At 70.2% G+C, this 14897-nt stretch carries 11 protein-coding genes; 6 read left to right on the forward strand and 5 right to left on the reverse strand.

The window, feature by feature from the left end:
• Nucleotides 1-525 precede the first annotated feature (525 nt).
• The gene (locus HUA75_RS44195; protein WP_174489884.1) at nucleotides 526-1317 is read left to right on the forward strand and encodes a trypsin-like serine protease; all 792 of its coding nucleotides are present in this window, start codon (nucleotides 526-528) and stop codon (nucleotides 1315-1317) included.
• A 51-nt stretch (nucleotides 1318-1368) separates the two neighbouring features.
• Here HUA75_RS44195 and HUA75_RS44200 read toward each other — a convergent pair whose 3' ends face one another.
• A complete protein-coding gene (locus HUA75_RS44200) occupies nucleotides 1369-2358 on the reverse strand; it encodes a lantibiotic dehydratase (RefSeq protein ID WP_217446560.1) in 990 nt (329 codons plus the stop codon).
• 322 nt (nucleotides 2359-2680) lie between these two features.
• Here HUA75_RS44200 and HUA75_RS44205 point away from each other — a divergent pair, with 322 nt between their 5' ends.
• Entirely contained in the window at nucleotides 2681-2863 is a 183-nt protein-coding gene (locus HUA75_RS44205; protein WP_141640790.1) for a class I lanthipeptide, read from the forward strand.
• A 241-nt stretch (nucleotides 2864-3104) separates the two neighbouring features.
• Nucleotides 3105-4019 carry an efflux RND transporter periplasmic adaptor subunit gene (locus tag HUA75_RS44210; RefSeq protein WP_174489886.1) on the forward strand — a complete coding sequence of 305 codons (915 nt, stop codon included), beginning with the start codon at nucleotides 3105-3107 and terminating at the stop codon, nucleotides 4017-4019.
• A gap of 9 nt (nucleotides 4020-4028) precedes the next feature.
• Here HUA75_RS44210 and HUA75_RS44215 read toward each other — a convergent pair whose 3' ends face one another.
• From HUA75_RS44215 to HUA75_RS44230, 4 genes are read right to left on the reverse strand one after another with little or no spacing between them, the layout of a single operon-like run.
• Nucleotides 4029-5420, reverse strand: a complete 1392-nt coding sequence (locus HUA75_RS44215; RefSeq protein WP_174489887.1) for an MBL fold metallo-hydrolase — start codon at nucleotides 5418-5420, stop codon at nucleotides 4029-4031.
• A gap of 4 nt (nucleotides 5421-5424) precedes the next feature.
• Nucleotides 5425-7644 carry a peptidase domain-containing ABC transporter gene (locus HUA75_RS44220; RefSeq protein WP_174489888.1) on the reverse strand — a complete coding sequence of 740 codons (2220 nt, stop codon included), beginning with the start codon at nucleotides 7642-7644 and terminating at the stop codon, nucleotides 5425-5427.
• Nucleotides 7637-8593 (reverse strand): efflux RND transporter periplasmic adaptor subunit, encoded by a 957-nt coding sequence (locus tag HUA75_RS44225; protein ID WP_174489889.1) that lies wholly within the window; start codon nucleotides 8591-8593, stop codon nucleotides 7637-7639. Before HUA75_RS44225 ends, HUA75_RS44220 begins: the two co-directional genes overlap by 8 nt.
• Nucleotides 8590-11844 carry a lantibiotic dehydratase gene (locus HUA75_RS44230; protein ID WP_174489890.1) on the reverse strand — a complete coding sequence of 1085 codons (3255 nt, stop codon included), beginning with the start codon at nucleotides 11842-11844 and terminating at the stop codon, nucleotides 8590-8592. Before HUA75_RS44230 ends, HUA75_RS44225 begins: the two co-directional genes overlap by 4 nt.
• 501 nt (nucleotides 11845-12345) lie before the next feature.
• On the opposite strand from HUA75_RS44230, the gene HUA75_RS44235 reads away from it, so the two are divergent.
• The 3 genes from HUA75_RS44235 (at nucleotide 12346) to HUA75_RS44245 (ending at nucleotide 14768) form a co-directional block, all read left to right on the forward strand.
• Nucleotides 12346-12528: a hypothetical protein gene (locus tag HUA75_RS44235; RefSeq protein WP_141640784.1), complete on the forward strand. Its 183-nt coding sequence runs from the start codon at nucleotides 12346-12348 to the stop codon at nucleotides 12526-12528.
• A gap of 564 nt (nucleotides 12529-13092) precedes the next feature.
• Nucleotides 13093-13299 carry a hypothetical protein gene (locus tag HUA75_RS44240; protein ID WP_141640783.1) on the forward strand — a complete coding sequence of 69 codons (207 nt, stop codon included), beginning with the start codon at nucleotides 13093-13095 and terminating at the stop codon, nucleotides 13297-13299.
• Between the two features lie 194 nt (nucleotides 13300-13493).
• Nucleotides 13494-14768 (forward strand): lanthionine synthetase C family protein, encoded by a 1275-nt coding sequence (locus HUA75_RS44245; RefSeq protein WP_174489891.1) that lies wholly within the window; start codon nucleotides 13494-13496, stop codon nucleotides 14766-14768.
• Nucleotides 14769-14897 lie beyond the last annotated feature (129 nt).

Here is a 14897-nt window from a genome sequence, read left to right on the forward strand (position 1 = left end):
GGGGTGACAGGTGATACTCCCGGTACGGCCCGGGATACACGGCGATACATCGCGCCCCTCACGCCCGATTTCAATCCAAGGCGCGGGACACGGGCCTGGGACACATCGCCAACCCGCCTTCCGTCCCGCGGGACAATTCATTGCGAACCCCGCGTCTGTCGTCCCCAGGGGCAATGACATTGCACGTGTCGACAATGCCGTGATTGAACAGACAAACCGCACCAGCAGCCCTGCCCCACCAGCAACACCATCGCGAGCGCCACCTGGGTGGACACCACCACCGCGCGCACCGCCACCCAACAACGCCAACCCCGCCGTGCAGGCGAGCGCCATGGAGCAGGTCCAGGAAGAAGGAGGGCATGCCCCACCAGGCCGGACGGCATCGAGCCACGGCGCTGTTGCTCCCACCACCTGGTTGCGAGGGCCACACAATGGCAGACCATCCTCGACTGTGCGAGGATTCCTGGGAGCGGGCGCAGGTGCTGCTCACGCGCGCTGATTCCCGCCACTCGACATGGAGGGCCGATGACAAAGCAAGCGTGGCTCGTGGGGTTCGCGGTGACCGGAGTGCTGGCATGCGGGACTCCGGTGGCGGCACCGGAGGCTGAATCCATCAGCGCGGCAACCCAGACCATCCGGGGTGGAGATGATGCGCACGTGGGGGAGTTCCCCTATCACGTCCGCATCCTGGGACGTGGCGTCACGAAATGCGGCGGCGCACTGGTCCAGCCTGGCTGGGTTGTCACCTCCGCGCACTGCCTCCAAGGATTCACGGCCTCCGAGCTGACGGTGGTGATGGGCGAAGTCAGGATCGACGTCACCGAGCCCACCCAGCAGGCCCGGTCGGTGATGCGCTGGATTCCCCATCCCGACTACGGGGTGGTGGACGATGCACCCCTTCATGACGTGGCTGTCATCCAGGTCGCCCAGCCCTTCATCGTGACCACCGCGGTGTCTCCCGTCGCCTTCCCGTCCGGCCCCCCAAACATCGGAACCTCGCTGACCGTCACGGGGTGGGGCACATCGGGGACAGGAGGAGGCACCACGACCCAGCTCAAGTATGCGAGCATGCCTGTCTCACCCCCGACGAATTGCGCGTGGGTCATCCTCCGAAATCCGGTGGAAGGTGCTGAGCTGTGCATGGTGCTCGTGAACCAGCGCATCGGCGCCTGCCAGGGGGATGAGGGGGATCCGCTCGTCCTGAATGGCAAGCTGCACGGTGTCATGAGCTGGGATGGCACGGGCGGCTGCCAGCAGTTCACCATCTTCACCAACGTGGCGAACTACGTGACGTGGATTCGCTCCTATACCGGATAGCGCCTCATCAGGCCCCGTGCCACTCTCCTCGGACATCTGCTGGAGCGCTCCTCACTGCCCCATCCGCCGCGTCCCCTCGAGGGGGTGACCGCTCCCTCTAGAATGGCACCGAGGCTCCATGCTCAAGATATTGAAAACCACCTTCATCCTTCTGTCTGTCGTGCTCGTCATCGTGGCCACCACCATCACCTTCTTCGGCGACCACATCCGCAAGCACTTCGGGGGGGGTGCCCCGCCGCTCCCCAGCGACGACGGGAAACCGCCCCGCCCGTAGCGCGGGCTCGGCGTGGGAGAGGGCTTCCGGACTGAGCGAAGCGAGTTGACGACGGCCCTTCGCGTTGGCCTCATGCGCCGCCCGTGAGGGTCCTCGCCAGCCGCGAGCGATAGTGCCGAGGGGATGAGTTCCTGCGCGCGCTGGTCGCTCGCCAGCGTCCGGTTGGCGTGCATGTGCAGGAAGCTCTCGGCCAGTCCGGCCACGGGGAGCGTGAGCCGGCCTTCACGTTCGGCTGCTCGAAGCTTCTCCGCGAAGGGTCGCATCTGGGCTCCGCGCCGCGCCAGGATGCCGAGCATCACCGCGCCCGAAGGCCCCGAGAGGCTCTCCAGGACGAGCCGGTAGGCGCCGTTGTCCCCATGCTCGGTGCTGGCACCCACCACCGTCGCCACGATGGAGAAGGGCTCCGGCAGCGGTGGTGTGTCCCGGGACTCCAGCGCGCGAAGGTCATCCTCCGTGAGGACCAGCTCCCACGACTTCTCACGCCAGCAGGCCGCCAGCCGGGTCAACAGGTGGCGCCAGTGGGCTCCAGCGCGTCCAGCCATCCGCGCGAAGTACCGCACGAGGGTCCGCTCGACCTTCCGGCCCTGCTCGGAGTCGGCGTCCTCCAGCCAGTAGTGCAGGCTCTCCACCAGCGCCGGGGACGCGATGAAGAGCGACTCCCGGATGAGCGGTGCTTCCACCCAATGCCGCAACCGCGCGCGCAGTCGCGACGTGTCTCGCTGGAGCGCCTCCTCGAGCTCACCCGGCGCGGCCTCCAGGCCCTCCAATCCCTTGCTCCATGACGTGAGGGCATCGAAGGGCAGCAATGGGGTGCGAAGGACGAAGAAGTCCGCGGCGACGAAGGCAGACGCGCGCTCCGGGCGCGTCCGCCCCGCCAGGCGCTCACGCCCGTCTGTCGAGGAGGGAGTTCGGGGAGGCCTGTCGCGGGGCGATGTCGTCTCGGAGAGGGAACCCTCGGGTTTCGAAATACAGCAATAGTGCAGGTTTTTCTTGAGGCTGTCGTTTTGCGTGACCTAGGCTTGCCCGTCCCGTGCGACCCGTGGGGCGTGCGGTGTTCGAACACTCATCCCGGACCAGGAGCGCCCAGCCATGAGCACCCGACCCTCGAAGAAGCTCACCCTGAAGAAGGAGACCCTGCGCACGCTCGATTCCGCCGAGCTGCCGCAGTTGGAGGGCGTGATGGGTGGCGTGTCGCTCGCCATCGATGACATCGACAACAGCCCCTCGAAGACGGTGCAGCCCACCGTGGTGCCGCGCACCCGCACCCTGTGAAATCACTGACGGGCGCGCTGAATCGGGATTGCGACATCCGCGCGCGAGTCATTGAACGAACGTCGCGCCGCGAGGCCGTCCCGGTCGGCAGCCCTCGGGCTGTCCACCGAGACTCGCGCGCGAGGACCGACGGCAGGGAGTGCGCCTTTCGTCCGCGCCTCTTCGCTCGCCAGCCTGTCACCCGGGCCCCCGCCGCCAGCGTGTCGAGGCCCGCCTCCTGAGCTACACTGCGGTGAACGGCATGAGTTCCAGGCAAGCAGTGCGTTACCGGCGGAGATGGGCGCGGGCGGGAGCCCTCACGGGGCTGATGCTGGCGACCTCGGGGCTCGCGCTGGCGCAAACGCCCACGCCGGCCCCCACGGAGCAGGTGCTGTCCGCGCCGAGGCCGCTGCTGGGCGTGGTGGTGGCCAGTCAGGTGCTGGACCTGGTGGCCGAGGTGGAGGGCCGGCTGAGCGAGGTGAAGGCTCACGTGGGCCAGCGCGTGGAAGCGGGCGAGCTGGTCGCCTCGGTGGACTCAGAGCCCATGCGGCTGGAGCTGGCCGCGCGTCAGTCCACCGCGCGGGCGTCCGAGGCCATCGCGCAGCGTGCCGTCATTGTCCTGGCCCAGGCCCGACAGCGCCTGGAGCGCGAGCAGCGCATCCGTGACTTCTCCGCCGCCCAAGCAGAGGAGACCGCGCGCAACGACGTGGCCATGGCGGAAGCGGACCTTTACCTGGCGCAAGCGCAGCTGGGCACGTCGAAGGCCCGGATGGCGCAGGCCGAGCGGGACGTGGCCCTGGCGCGGTTGAAGGCGCCCTTCACCGGCATCGTCACCGAGCAGTACCTCACGCCCGGCATGCGCGTCACCAGGGACACGCCGGTGCTGCGGCTGGTGAGTGAACAACTGCGGCTGCGCTTCGCCGTGCCGGAGCGGCTGGCCCCCGGGCTGCGTCCCGGAGACACCGTGCGCGTGCTGTTGAGCACGGTGGGCGTGGAGCTGACGGCCACGGTGGACCGGCTGTCGCCGGAGGTGGACCCCGCCTCGCGCCACCAGAAGGCGGAGGCCCTGCTCCAAGTCCCCGACGCGCTGCGAGGCCGACTGGCCAGCGGACTGGTGGCGGACGTGTACCTCCAGCCCGACAGCCCCGCGCGCGGCCGCGCCGCCACGGTGCCCTGAGCGCTTCCTTCAGCGCGTGACGTCCAACCGCAGCTCGCCGCGCTCGAAGCGCGCCACGTCTCCCGGGCTCCAGTCCAGCACTCTCGTGTCGGCGCCCAGCGCCGTCAGGTGGTCGCGCACCGCCGCGCAACAGGCCGCCTCGGAGGGCTCTCCCAGCCCCCAGCCGACATCGCGGATGGCGCTGCCCACGCCCTCGAAGCCGTTGGCGTAGGGCATGAACCAGCGCGTCCCCGCGGCGGCGCACACCTCGGCCACACCCGAGGGGCCCGCCGTGGCGCTGCGCAACCGCCCGCCCAGATGGTCCGCGTACAACGCACGCAGCCGCGCCCATGGCAGCGCGGCCCAGTAGTGGCTCAGCCCGCCGAAGAAGGGCGAGAGGAACTCGCGCTGGCACGACAGCACCACGTCCACCGGCCCCAGCTCCCGTCGCGAGCGCGCCACCACCGCCTCCATGCGGCCCTCCGGGTCCGTCCCGCTGTCCACCAGCAACAGGCAACTGAAGTCCTCGGTGGTGAAGCGGTAGCAGTTGCCCCAACTGCGCAGGCCCTCGCCCAGCGGGGGACCTTCCGGCGCGGGCTGCTCTCCGTAGAAAGGCAGCACGTCCACGCGGATGTCGCCCACGTGCACCGTCTCGCCCCACCCGGGCGCCAGCGCGCGCTGGCCGCACGTGCCAAGCACCTGGGCGAAGTCCTGCATCGTCAGCAGGTTGGGCCGGGGCACCTGGGGCACCAGCACCGGCACCGTCGCGTCCGTCAGCTGGGACAGCAGCGACGGCACGTGCCAGTGGTCCACGTGGCCATGGGTGATGGCCACCGCGCCCAGCCTCCCCGGAGCGAGGTTCCCCGGCGCCTGACCGATGTGATTCATCCGCCGCTGGAGCGGAATCGGGTCCACCAGCACCGACGTCGTCCGCGAGCGGATGACCACGCTGGCGTGCTCGCGCCGGTAGATGCCTGGACCGGAAGGCTCCTTCCAGGGCGTGGGATGCGGCACGTGTGCGAAGAGCGTGTCGCGCCATCCCGCCTCGTCGAAGGGCCACGCCTCGCGCACCTCATCCAGCGTGGAGGCGAGCGCCGTGGCACGCAGGAAGTCGGCCACCGCCGCCACGTCCGCCACCGCCAACCGCGTGTGCCAGCGCGCCTCGCCCTGCTGGAGCACCCACCACCACTCGCCCTGTTCAGGGAAGAGCACCGACGGCTCCACCAGGAAGCCACCGTCGTCCACGCCCTCGGGGCGCAGCAGCCCTCCCAGCCGCGCGCGGGCCTCCTCCAGCAGGCGCCTCGAACCCTCTGGCTCGAAGCCCTCGCGCAGCAACCCGTGCAACAGCTCCGTGAAGGGCACGCCGCCCACGCCTTCCGGCAGCGGCGTGAGGTCCATGATGACGTCCGGCGCGAAGCGCATGGCCCTACCCCGCCGCCTTCTGCGGACGGTCCTGCGCGGACACCAAATCGAAGTAGTCCCCACCCTTCTCCATCAGCGCCTCATGCGTGCCCTGCTCCACCAACTGGCCGCCCTTCATCACCAGGATGAGGTCCGCCTCGCGCACGGTGCTCAGTCGGTGGGCGATGACCACCCGCGTGCAGCGCAGCTCCGACAAGGCGTCCTGCACCGCGCGCTCCGTGCGCGCATCCAGCGCGTTGGTGGCCTCGTCCAGCAGGAGGATGGAGGGGTTGGAGGCCAGGGCGCGAGCCAGCGCCAGCCGCTGCCGCTGACCGCCGGACAGCGAGGAGCCCATCTCGCTCAACACCGTCTCGTAGCCCATGGGCATGGCCGAGATATCGTCATGCACCTGGGCGCGCCGCGCCGCCTCCTGCACGACCTCCAGCGGCATCAGCGGGTCCGAATAGGCGATGTTGCGGCGCACGTCGCCCCGGAACAACGAGGGGTTCTGCAGCACCACCCCCATCTGCCGCCGCAGCTCCTTCAGCTCCAGCTCCGGCAGCGCAACCCCGTCGTAGCGGATGGTGCCCGAGCTGGGCAGGTACAGCCCCAGCAGCAGGTGCGCCAGGCTGGTCTTGCCCGCGCCAGACGCGCCGACGACAGCCACGAACTGGCCCGGTTCGATGGTGACGGACACGTCCCGCACCACCAGCGGCGAGTGGGGGCCGTAGCGGAACGACACGCCCTCCACCTGGATGCGCCCCTCCAGCCTGTGGCTGCGGCGCTGTGCGCCCGGCGGCTGCTCGGCGGTCGCCTCCAGCACGTCGTCCACGCGCGCCAGATAGCTGCCCACCAGTTGGAGCTGGAAGGCCGTCGTCACCAGGTTGGAGACGGGCAGCAGGAAGCCCGCCGCGAGGGCGTTGAGGGCCAGCATCTGCCCCAGCGTCAGCTGCCCCTCCATGACAAGCAGCGCCCCCAGCCCCATCACCACCAGCGGCGAGGCCATCCGCAGCGTCGCGGTGAGCGAGTCGGTGAGCGCCGACACCCTGCCCCGCTCCAGCGACACGTTGAGCACGTCCACGTAGAGGTTGGACCAGTGCTGCACCGCGCGGTCCTCCATCCCCATCGCCTTCAACGTCTGGACGCCGGTGAAGAGCTCCACCTCGTAGTTCTGCGCCGAGGCGCTCACCTCCAGGTTCTGCGCCATCAGCTCTCGCTGACGCCGGCTGGAGAAGAGGAACACCGCGCCCTGCAGCAGGGCCAGCACCGTCACCAGCGCGCCCATCTTCGCGCTGCCGGCGAACAGCAGCCCCAGGTAGAGCAGGACGAGGCTGCCATCCAGGAGCCCGGACAGCGTGCCCGCCGTCAGCAGCTCGCGCACCGTGGCGTTGCTGTTCAGGCGGTTCATCAGGTCGCCCGCCGAGCGCAGCTGGAAGAAGGAGAACGGCAGGTGCACCAGGTGGTCCAGGAAGCCCAGCGTCAGCCGCGCGTCCAGGTGCGTGCGCAGTTGCAGCAAGAGGTGCGCGCGCACCAGCGACGACAGGAACTGGAAGCCCACCAGCGCCGACATCCCCGCCCCCAGCGTGGCCAGCAGTGGCACGTCGCCGCTGGGCACCACCCGGTCCACCACCGCGCCGGTCAGCGACGGCAGCGCCAGGGCGAACAACTGGAGCAGGAGCGACATCACCGCCACGCGCAGCAGCGCGGGCCGCTCCTCCAGCAGCAGGCGCAGATAGCGATTGGGGCCACGGCGCGGGGCCGCCGTCTCGAAGGTCTCCGAGGGCTCGAAGAGCAGCGCCACCCCGGTGAAGGACTTTCGGAACTGCTCCAACGAGACGTGGCGCCGACCGAAGGCGGGGTCGACCACCTCCACGCCCGCGCGGGACAGGCGCTCGAAGACGACGAAGTGCCGGAACTCCCAGTGCAGCACCGCGCCCGGCTCCAGCAGGTGGAGCTGGTCCATGTCCACCTGCGCCGCGCGGCCCACCAGGTCGAAGCGCCGGCCCGCCTCCAGGATGGCGCGGGCGGAGATGCCACGAATGGTGAGGCCGGCGGCCGCATGCACCTCGTCCAGCTTCACGTGGCGGCCCCAATAGCCCAGCACCATGGCCAGACACGCGGCGCCGCAGTCGGTGGCCGCCATCTGGGAGACCACGGGGATGCGACGACGGCCGAAGCGGGCCCCCAGCCGCTGCAAGGCCGGGAAGCGCTCGGACCACGAGGGCGGAGGGGTGGGCTCAGTCACGGCGCTTCCCGAGCAGCTCCAGCACCGGCAGCAGCGTCAACCAACCATTGCGCGCGCGCACCTTCACCCAGGCCTCGCCCGCCATGCCGGGGTGGTACGCGTACGTCTCTCCATCCGATTCGAAGGTCTCCCGGGGCAGGCGCGCCTCCACGAGCACCACCGGGCCGTCGTCCACGGTGACGGCGTCTCCCAGGCCGGGGCCCAGGTAGCGGCGCATCTCGGCGGGGCCCACCAGCTCGTCGCTGATGGAGGCCACCTGGAGCGACTGCCACGCATAGGGGAAGCCCGTCAGCTCCAGGCGCAGGGGCTGCCCCACACGCAACATGGGGCGGTACTGGCCGGGCAGCAGGGCCACGGCCCACGCCTCGGCGCCTTCGCGCACCAGCGACACGACGATTTCGCCGGGCGCCAGGAACTGCTGCTCCCGCACGCGCACCTCGCCCACCTGTCCGTCCCGAGGCGCCTTCAACACGCGCTCGCCCATCCGAGCCTCGCTCAGCTCCAACTGGGCCCGCAGGCCGGCCAGGGCCTGCCTCGTGTCCGCGTTGAGCGGCTCCAGCAGCCACGTGGCCAGCTGCGAGCGGAACTCCTCCTCCACCCGCTCCCGGTCCGCCGTCTCGTCGCCCGCGTACAGCTCCACCAGGGGCTGGCCCGCGCGCACGTGCTCGCCCCGGTGCACCAGCACGCGGCTGACGCGGCCTCCGGCGGTGGCGGTGACCTCCTCCATGCCCTTGATGCGCACCAGCACCGGGCCGCGCGCGTAGTCGTTGACGTCCACCAGCGCCAGGCCCACGCCGCCGACGACAACGAGCGACACCACCAGCCACCAGACCGCGTTCGTCCAGCCAGGCACGATGCGAAGGAGCGAGCCCCGGGCCTCCGGACGGGCGTGGTGCTCCAGCGCCTCCTGGCGGAAGAGCTTCTGCGGAGGCGGTTGCGCGTCGCTCATGTCTTCATCGTCCGGGCCCGGCGAGAACGATACAGGCGGGCCAGGAAGTCATAAAGGATGAGCTCCTGGGCACGCTGGTCGGCGGGCAACAGCCGGTTGACGTGCATGTGCAGGAGGCTGTCCGCCAGCACCGCCACCGGTGTGGTGAGCCGGCCTTCGGCTTCCGCCTGTCGCAGTCGCTCGACAACGGGCCTCATCGCCTCGCTCCGGCGCCGCAGGGCGACCAGGCCCGGCTGCCAGGGGCCTTGCGCGTCGGACGGCGTCTGGAGCAGCGCCTCCAGCGCGCGACCCTCCTTCCGGAAACGGGAGTCCAGCTGCGTCTCGAAGGGCCTCTTCACCCTGAACTCCGCGCCGAAATCGCGCCGCAGCCGCTCCATCACCTCCAGCTTCGCGTCCAGGCCCAGGCCCAGGTCCTCGAGCAGCGCGTCCAGGCCCTTCACCGCCAGACGCCACCGGAGGTCCGCGCCGGCGTCTCCCGGGTAGGACTCCAGCAGGGAGAGGACCGCCTCGCTGTCCGCCTGGAAGACGGCCTCACAGTCCTCCATGCCAGCGGGGCCGCCGTAGCGCTCCTCCTCGCGCTCGTACGTGTCGAGTTGCAGCCGCCACGCCTCGCCCGAAGCCAGGGCGCTCGCGCACGCCTCGCGCAGGAGCGGCCACACCTCCGTGTCCAATCGCCTCGGGCTTCCGTGGAAGCGCAGACGGAGGTGAGGCTCGGGGTCGTGGTAGCGGATGAAGAACCAGCGGTCCACCTCGCCGCTCGCCACCACCGCGCGCACGGCCTCGCCCAGCGTGGTGCGCAGCAGCCGGTCCAGCGTGCCGGTGCCGCCATACAGCTTCACGTACAGCCACTCCGAGCCCGGCGGGAAGGCGCGCACCGCGGCCGGCTCGGATGCGCGGGTCCGCGTGGGCGAGGCCGTGTCCGTGGCGGGCTCCCGAGCCTCCGGCGCCTGGTGGAGGAAGGGGATGACCACCTCGTGTGTGTAGCTCCCCGCCTCACCCTCGATGCACACGTCCCCAGGGCCGGGCAGCAACTCCTCCAGCGTCGCGCGCGGGCGCGCCTTCACCACCTGCACCAGGGACTCGACGCTCAGCACGTTGTCCAGGTCCACCGGGAGCTGGTTGTCGAAGTCGCTCAGGCACACCCATCGCGGCAGGCGCGCCTCCTCGCGGAAGCGCTGGACCGCCTCGAAGCGCGCCACGCCTCGGGCCGCGCCCCACGCCTTCAACGTGTCGCCGCGCACCTGCCACCTGGCGGCAGCCAGCACCAGTCGCCCATGAACCACGCGCGGCAGGAAGGGCGCATCCGCCAGCGGTCCCCACTGGAACTGCAAGCCCTCCACGCCCTGGGACTGGAGCATGCCCAGGAAGCGGTAGGCGCCCAGGCCGTGGGCCCCGAAGTTGTGCGCATTCGTCAGCCGCGGCACCACCTCGCGCCCCGCCCGGCCCGCGCGCAGCACGATGCGGCCCTCCTCCACGGACACCCACAGGTCCGTCATCTTGACCTGAGACGCCTCCGGCAATCCCGAGCGGCCCAGGAAGACCAGGTCGTGCTCGCGCAGCGCGGGCCGGCAGAGGATGTTGCCCACGCGGCCTTCGGGCAGGTGCACCACCTCCGCGAAGAGGCAGTCCGGACGCAGCGCCTCCTCGGCGCGCAGGTAGCGCCGCACCGCCGCCTCCAGCGCCGCGTCCCCATGGCAGAAGCGCCCCAGGTACAGCGCCCCCGATGGGCCGTGCACGTTCTCCAGCAGGAAGCGGAAGCGGCCCTCATCCACCGCCTCCTGGGAGTCCGCCAGCACCGTGCCCACCACGCCAAAGGCCTCCGGCAGCCGCGCCGGTCGGGGCGCTTCCAGCGCCTGGAGGTCCGCCTCGTTCAGCGACAGCTCCAGCTCTCCCGCGCGGCGCACGGACTCCAGCCGGTGGAGCAGGTGGGTCCAGCGCGCTTCCCACCGGGCGCCGTCCTGCCCTCCCTTCACCGGGAAGTAGAAGCCGGCCAGCAACGGCCCGGTGCCCGCGCCGGGTGCCCTCGACGTCATGAAGCCGACGCCGCTCTCCTCATCCAGCGCCTCCAGCAGCGGCACCGGGCGCCCCTCGTACCGCTCCATCAGTCGCTGGCGGAAGCGGGCCAGGGGTGGCGCATCTCCCGCCGAGGGGGAGATGCGCTGGAGCAGCGTCACTCCGCGGGCCACCTCGTCCAGCACCTGGCGAGGCAGCCGCACCTCGCCCGCGGGGCGGAACATGTCCACCTGGAACAGTCGCGACAGCTCCGCCGGCACCGGCAGCGCCTCCAGCGTCCGCGCCAGCTCGCGGTAGGCCCCGGTCGGCAGGCCGGCGGGCCGCGCGTCCAGGTCCGCCAGCGTGGCGGCCACCGAGGCCAGCCGCTCGCTCACGGCCGCCAGCGCGGGGGTGGCCCGGGCCGCCTCCAGCAGCGAGGGCAGCGGCTCCGGCCCCGTGACGACGGGCGCCCAGGTGCTCACCAGCAACTGCGCCTCCACCAGGGTTCGCGCGTACTCGAGCGCCTCGTCCTCGGACACGTCCTCTGACACCACCAGCGCGGCGGACAGCGCCGCCAGCGTGGCGCCACCCCGGGCCAGCTCCAAGGTGCGCTCCAGGTGGGCTTCCGGCTCCACCGCCACCAGGTGGTACGAGCGCTCACGCCCGCGCAGCCGCGACTCCAGGTAGCGCAGCTGACCGCCGGCCCGATACAGGCTGGAGTTGGGCACGTAGTGGAGCGCGCTGAGCACCTCCGGCGTCTGGCTCACGTGCGCCACCAGCGCGCTCACGTAGTCCATGTCCAGCCGGGTGTGTCGCCGCACGCCGGAGCGCCCCTGGATGCGCAGCGCCGCTGTCTCCCCCATGCCGCCCACCGCATGGCCCGCGAACAAGCCAAAGGGCGTGGCCCGCCCGGCCATGCGCGACAGATAGCGCACCAGCGTGTGCTCCACCTTCTGCCCTGACTCGGACTCCGGCGTCTCCAGCCACGTCGGGAGACTGTCTGTCAATGAGGGCGAGGCGATGAACAGCGCCTCGCGCACCAGCGGGTCCTCCACGTGCTCGCGCAGCCGCTGACGCAGCAGCGTGCGATCTTGCGCCAGCGCCGCCTCGCGCTCCTCTGGACGGGCGCCTGGCGCCTGGAGTCCCCTCGCCCACTCCACCAGCACGTCCAAGGACAGCAGCGGGGTGCGGATGGCGAGGAAGCCGTCGTGACGGAAGGGAGCCTTCCGCGCGGAGGGGCGGCGGGTGTCGTGGGTCAAGAATGTCTCATGGTGACGGACTGGGTCGTGGGCATGGGGATAGTGGATGCGCTTACCTCCGTCAACGCGCCCCTCTCCCCGGTCCCAGGCTTTTCATGAATTAATGATTTGAAGCAATGATTGAGGCGGTCCGCGGCAGGCGGGCGGGTTGCCTGCAACGGATTCCGCACCGCGTCACGCTTCGTGGCGTGAACCTTGTATTGCCATCCATCCCCTTCACCGTGACGGCGCTCCAGGGGCTGGCGGTGGTGTCACAAAGCAGTCCACGGATGGCTTCACGAACAGACCCACCGGGTCGCAGGCGCCCTGGGTGCTGATGTTCTCATCCTCTGCCATTGCGCCCGTTCCGCGCCCTGGCCTTCCAAGCACTCATGACTTGATGTGATAGTGAAATCTGTCCGTGGCGGGCAGGCTGTCTGTGTTGTGTCCGGCGGAATCCGCACCGCGTCACGCTTCGTGACGTGAAACCCGTGTCGTCATCGCTGATGAACAGGAGTTCCCGTGAACGAGCCGAAGAAGATGGTTGCCGCGAAGCGCAAGCTCACCCTTCACCGCGAGACGCTGCGCTCCGTGGATGAGGGTGCGCTCCAGGTTCTGGATGGCGTCGTGGGCGGCACCAAGACCACCTACACCTCCCAATTCCCCTCCGGCCAGTGCAACGGGGAGGCCCAAAAGACCAAATAGTCCGTCACCGGCACGGTGTGAGGCTTCACTGTTCGCGGACGTCCTCCGCCAGCTCACACCGGGACGGCGCTCCAAGGATTGGCGGTGCCCGGCCAGACAAGCTGCCGGCCAGGCACCGCATCCGGGAGCTGGCAGGGAAGCAGTCCACGGACGTCTCCGCGCAGTGACGGCCCCTGGTGGACGGGGCGATTCGAGAACAGACACTCGAGGTCCCCCACTCGTTGGCGCATGCCCTGGAGCGACTGCCCCGCCCGGACACCCGACGATGTCTGGAGTGTGCGTGGTGGCGCGGCTGGCGGAATCGGCCGAGGACGGGAGCCGGGTGAGATGGGTCAAGAATGTCTCATGGTGACGGACTGAGTCACGGGTATCGGGTTCGTGGATGCGCTCCCCCGTGAATGTGCCCTTCCCTCAAGTCCCTGCCTTTCCACGCATTCATGGCTTGGTGTAATAATCAAATCTGTCTGGAGCGGACATTCAGTGTTGTCCGCCGCGGATTTTGAACCGCGTCACGCTTCGTGACGTGAAACCCGTGTCGCCATCCTTGATTGATCAGGAGTTCCCATGAACGAGCCGAAGAAGACGGTCGTCGCGAAGCGCAAGCTCACCCTTCACCGCGAGACGCTGCGCTCCATCGATGAGGGGGCGCTCCAGATTCTGGATGGCGTCGTCGGCGGCACCGGCACCACCAACCCCTACACCAACTTCCCCTCGGGCAAGTGCGGCGTGATCGACACCGCGCCGGAGCAGGCCGGGGAAATCATTCCGTAGTCGCCCGTCGCGGTGCGTGACGTCGCTGTCCGACGTGCTTCGCCGTCAGGCCGCACCGTGAAGTTCATTCCGAAGGTCATGGGTGCCCGGCCGGCCAGGTCGTTGGCTGGGCACCCATCCCCTGGACGCCGAGGTGAGATGGACTCGGTCCACACGGGGTGCCCAACGAGACCGAGCCGTCGTAGAAGCAGTGCATGAACGGCGCCCCGCTCTGGCGACCCCTCGTGGACGGGGCGCTTCGCGAACAGACACTCCGGGTCGCCCACGCGCTGGCTCGGGCACTGGAGGACATTCTCCCGCACCGTGCACCCGATGCATCACTGGCGACGGGAGACACGGGCCTGGCGCTGCTCTTCACGTGGCTGGACCGTGTGCGACCCTCCGAGCACCACGCCGCCCTGGCGCGGAGGCTCCTGGATGACGCGATGGAGGCGGTGGCCTCCCGTCCCATGGGGATGGCGCTGCACTCCGGCGTGAGCGGCGTGGCCTGGGCCTTGGAGCACGTGCACGGCGGCGGCGCGGAGGAAGAAGGCGACGCGCTGGAGGACGTGGACACGGCGCTCGCCCAGCGGCTGGCCGTGTCGCCTTGGACCGCGCCCCAGGACCTCATCACCGGGCTGGTGGGGCTGGGGGTGTATGCGCTGGAGCGACTGCCTCGCGCGGATGCACGGCGCTGCCTGGAGGACGTGGTGGCTCGGCTGGCGGAATCGGTCGAGACGTGCCCGGAAGGGCTCACCTGGAAGACGTTGCCGCGCTGGCTGCCCGAGGCCCAGCGGCGCGAGTTGCCAGACGGACGCCACGACCTGGGCGTGGCCCATGGCGTGCCGGGAATCATCGTCGTGCTGGCGGGCGCCGTCCGGGCCGGGGTGGCGGAGCCAGAGGCGCGACGCCTGCTGCGTGGGGCCTGGTCCTGGGTGATGGCGCAGCGCCTGCCCGACACGGGTCGTCGGTTTCCTTACGCCCATATCCCCGGGAGGACGCCGAAGCCCACCCGCGCCGCGTGGTGCTACGGAGACCCGGGCGTGTCACTGGCGCTGTACACTGCGGCCCGCGCGGTCCGCGAGCCTGACTGGGAAGCCGAAGCGCTGGAGCTGGCGCGCGAGGCCGCGCGGCGCACGATGGATGACTCGGGAGTGAAGGACGCGCCGCTGTGCCATGGGGCGGCCGGGCTGCTCCACATCTACAACCGCTTTCATCAAGCCACGGGGGAAGAGGTCTTCGCTTCCACGGCGTGCCAGTGGATGGAACACACCCTGCGGCAACGACAGCCGGACCGGGGCATCGGGGGCTATGCCTTCTGGAGCCAGGACGACCAGGGTGCACCATCGTGGGTGGACCGTCCTGGCCTGCTGGAGGGCACGGCTGGCATCGCGCTCGCGCTGCTCGCGGCGGCCTCTTCCGTGGAGCCGTCCTGGGACCGGGTGCTGCTGATGTCCCTGCGCGACGTGGCGCCCGAAACAACTCCCTGAAACCGCGGCCCCATGAACGCTCTCACAAGAGCGTCAAAGACAGTCACGAACGCGCCCATGAAAAAGCCCCGGGCCCCATGCCGTGAGCATGGAACACCGGGGCCGGTGACACGGGAGCCTCGAGGGCTC

The sequence above is a fragment of the Myxococcus sp. CA040A genome, assembly GCF_013336725.1.
Taxonomy (GTDB): Bacteria; Myxococcota; Myxococcia; order Myxococcales; family Myxococcaceae; genus Myxococcus; species Myxococcus llanfairpwllgwyngyllgogerychwyrndrobwllllantysiliogogogochensis.

Coding starts and splice junctions, on each gene's coding strand:
- HUA75_RS44195 (WP_174489884.1), top strand. CDS start 526: ATGACAAAGCAAGCGTGGCTCGTGGGGTTCGCGGTGACCGGAGTGCTG.
- HUA75_RS44245 (WP_174489891.1), top strand. CDS start 13,494: ATGAACGGCGCCCCGCTCTGGCGACCCCTCGTGGACGGGGCGCTTCGC.
- HUA75_RS44205 (WP_141640790.1), top strand. CDS start 2,681: ATGAGCACCCGACCCTCGAAGAAGCTCACCCTGAAGAAGGAGACCCTG.
- HUA75_RS44225 (WP_174489889.1), bottom strand. CDS start 8,593: ATGAGCGACGCGCAACCGCCTCCGCAGAAGCTCTTCCGCCAGGAGGCG.
- HUA75_RS44215 (WP_174489887.1), bottom strand. CDS start 5,420: ATGCGCTTCGCGCCGGACGTCATCATGGACCTCACGCCGCTGCCGGAA.
- HUA75_RS44210 (WP_174489886.1), top strand. CDS start 3,105: ATGAGTTCCAGGCAAGCAGTGCGTTACCGGCGGAGATGGGCGCGGGCG.
- HUA75_RS44240 (WP_141640783.1), top strand. CDS start 13,093: ATGAACGAGCCGAAGAAGACGGTCGTCGCGAAGCGCAAGCTCACCCTT.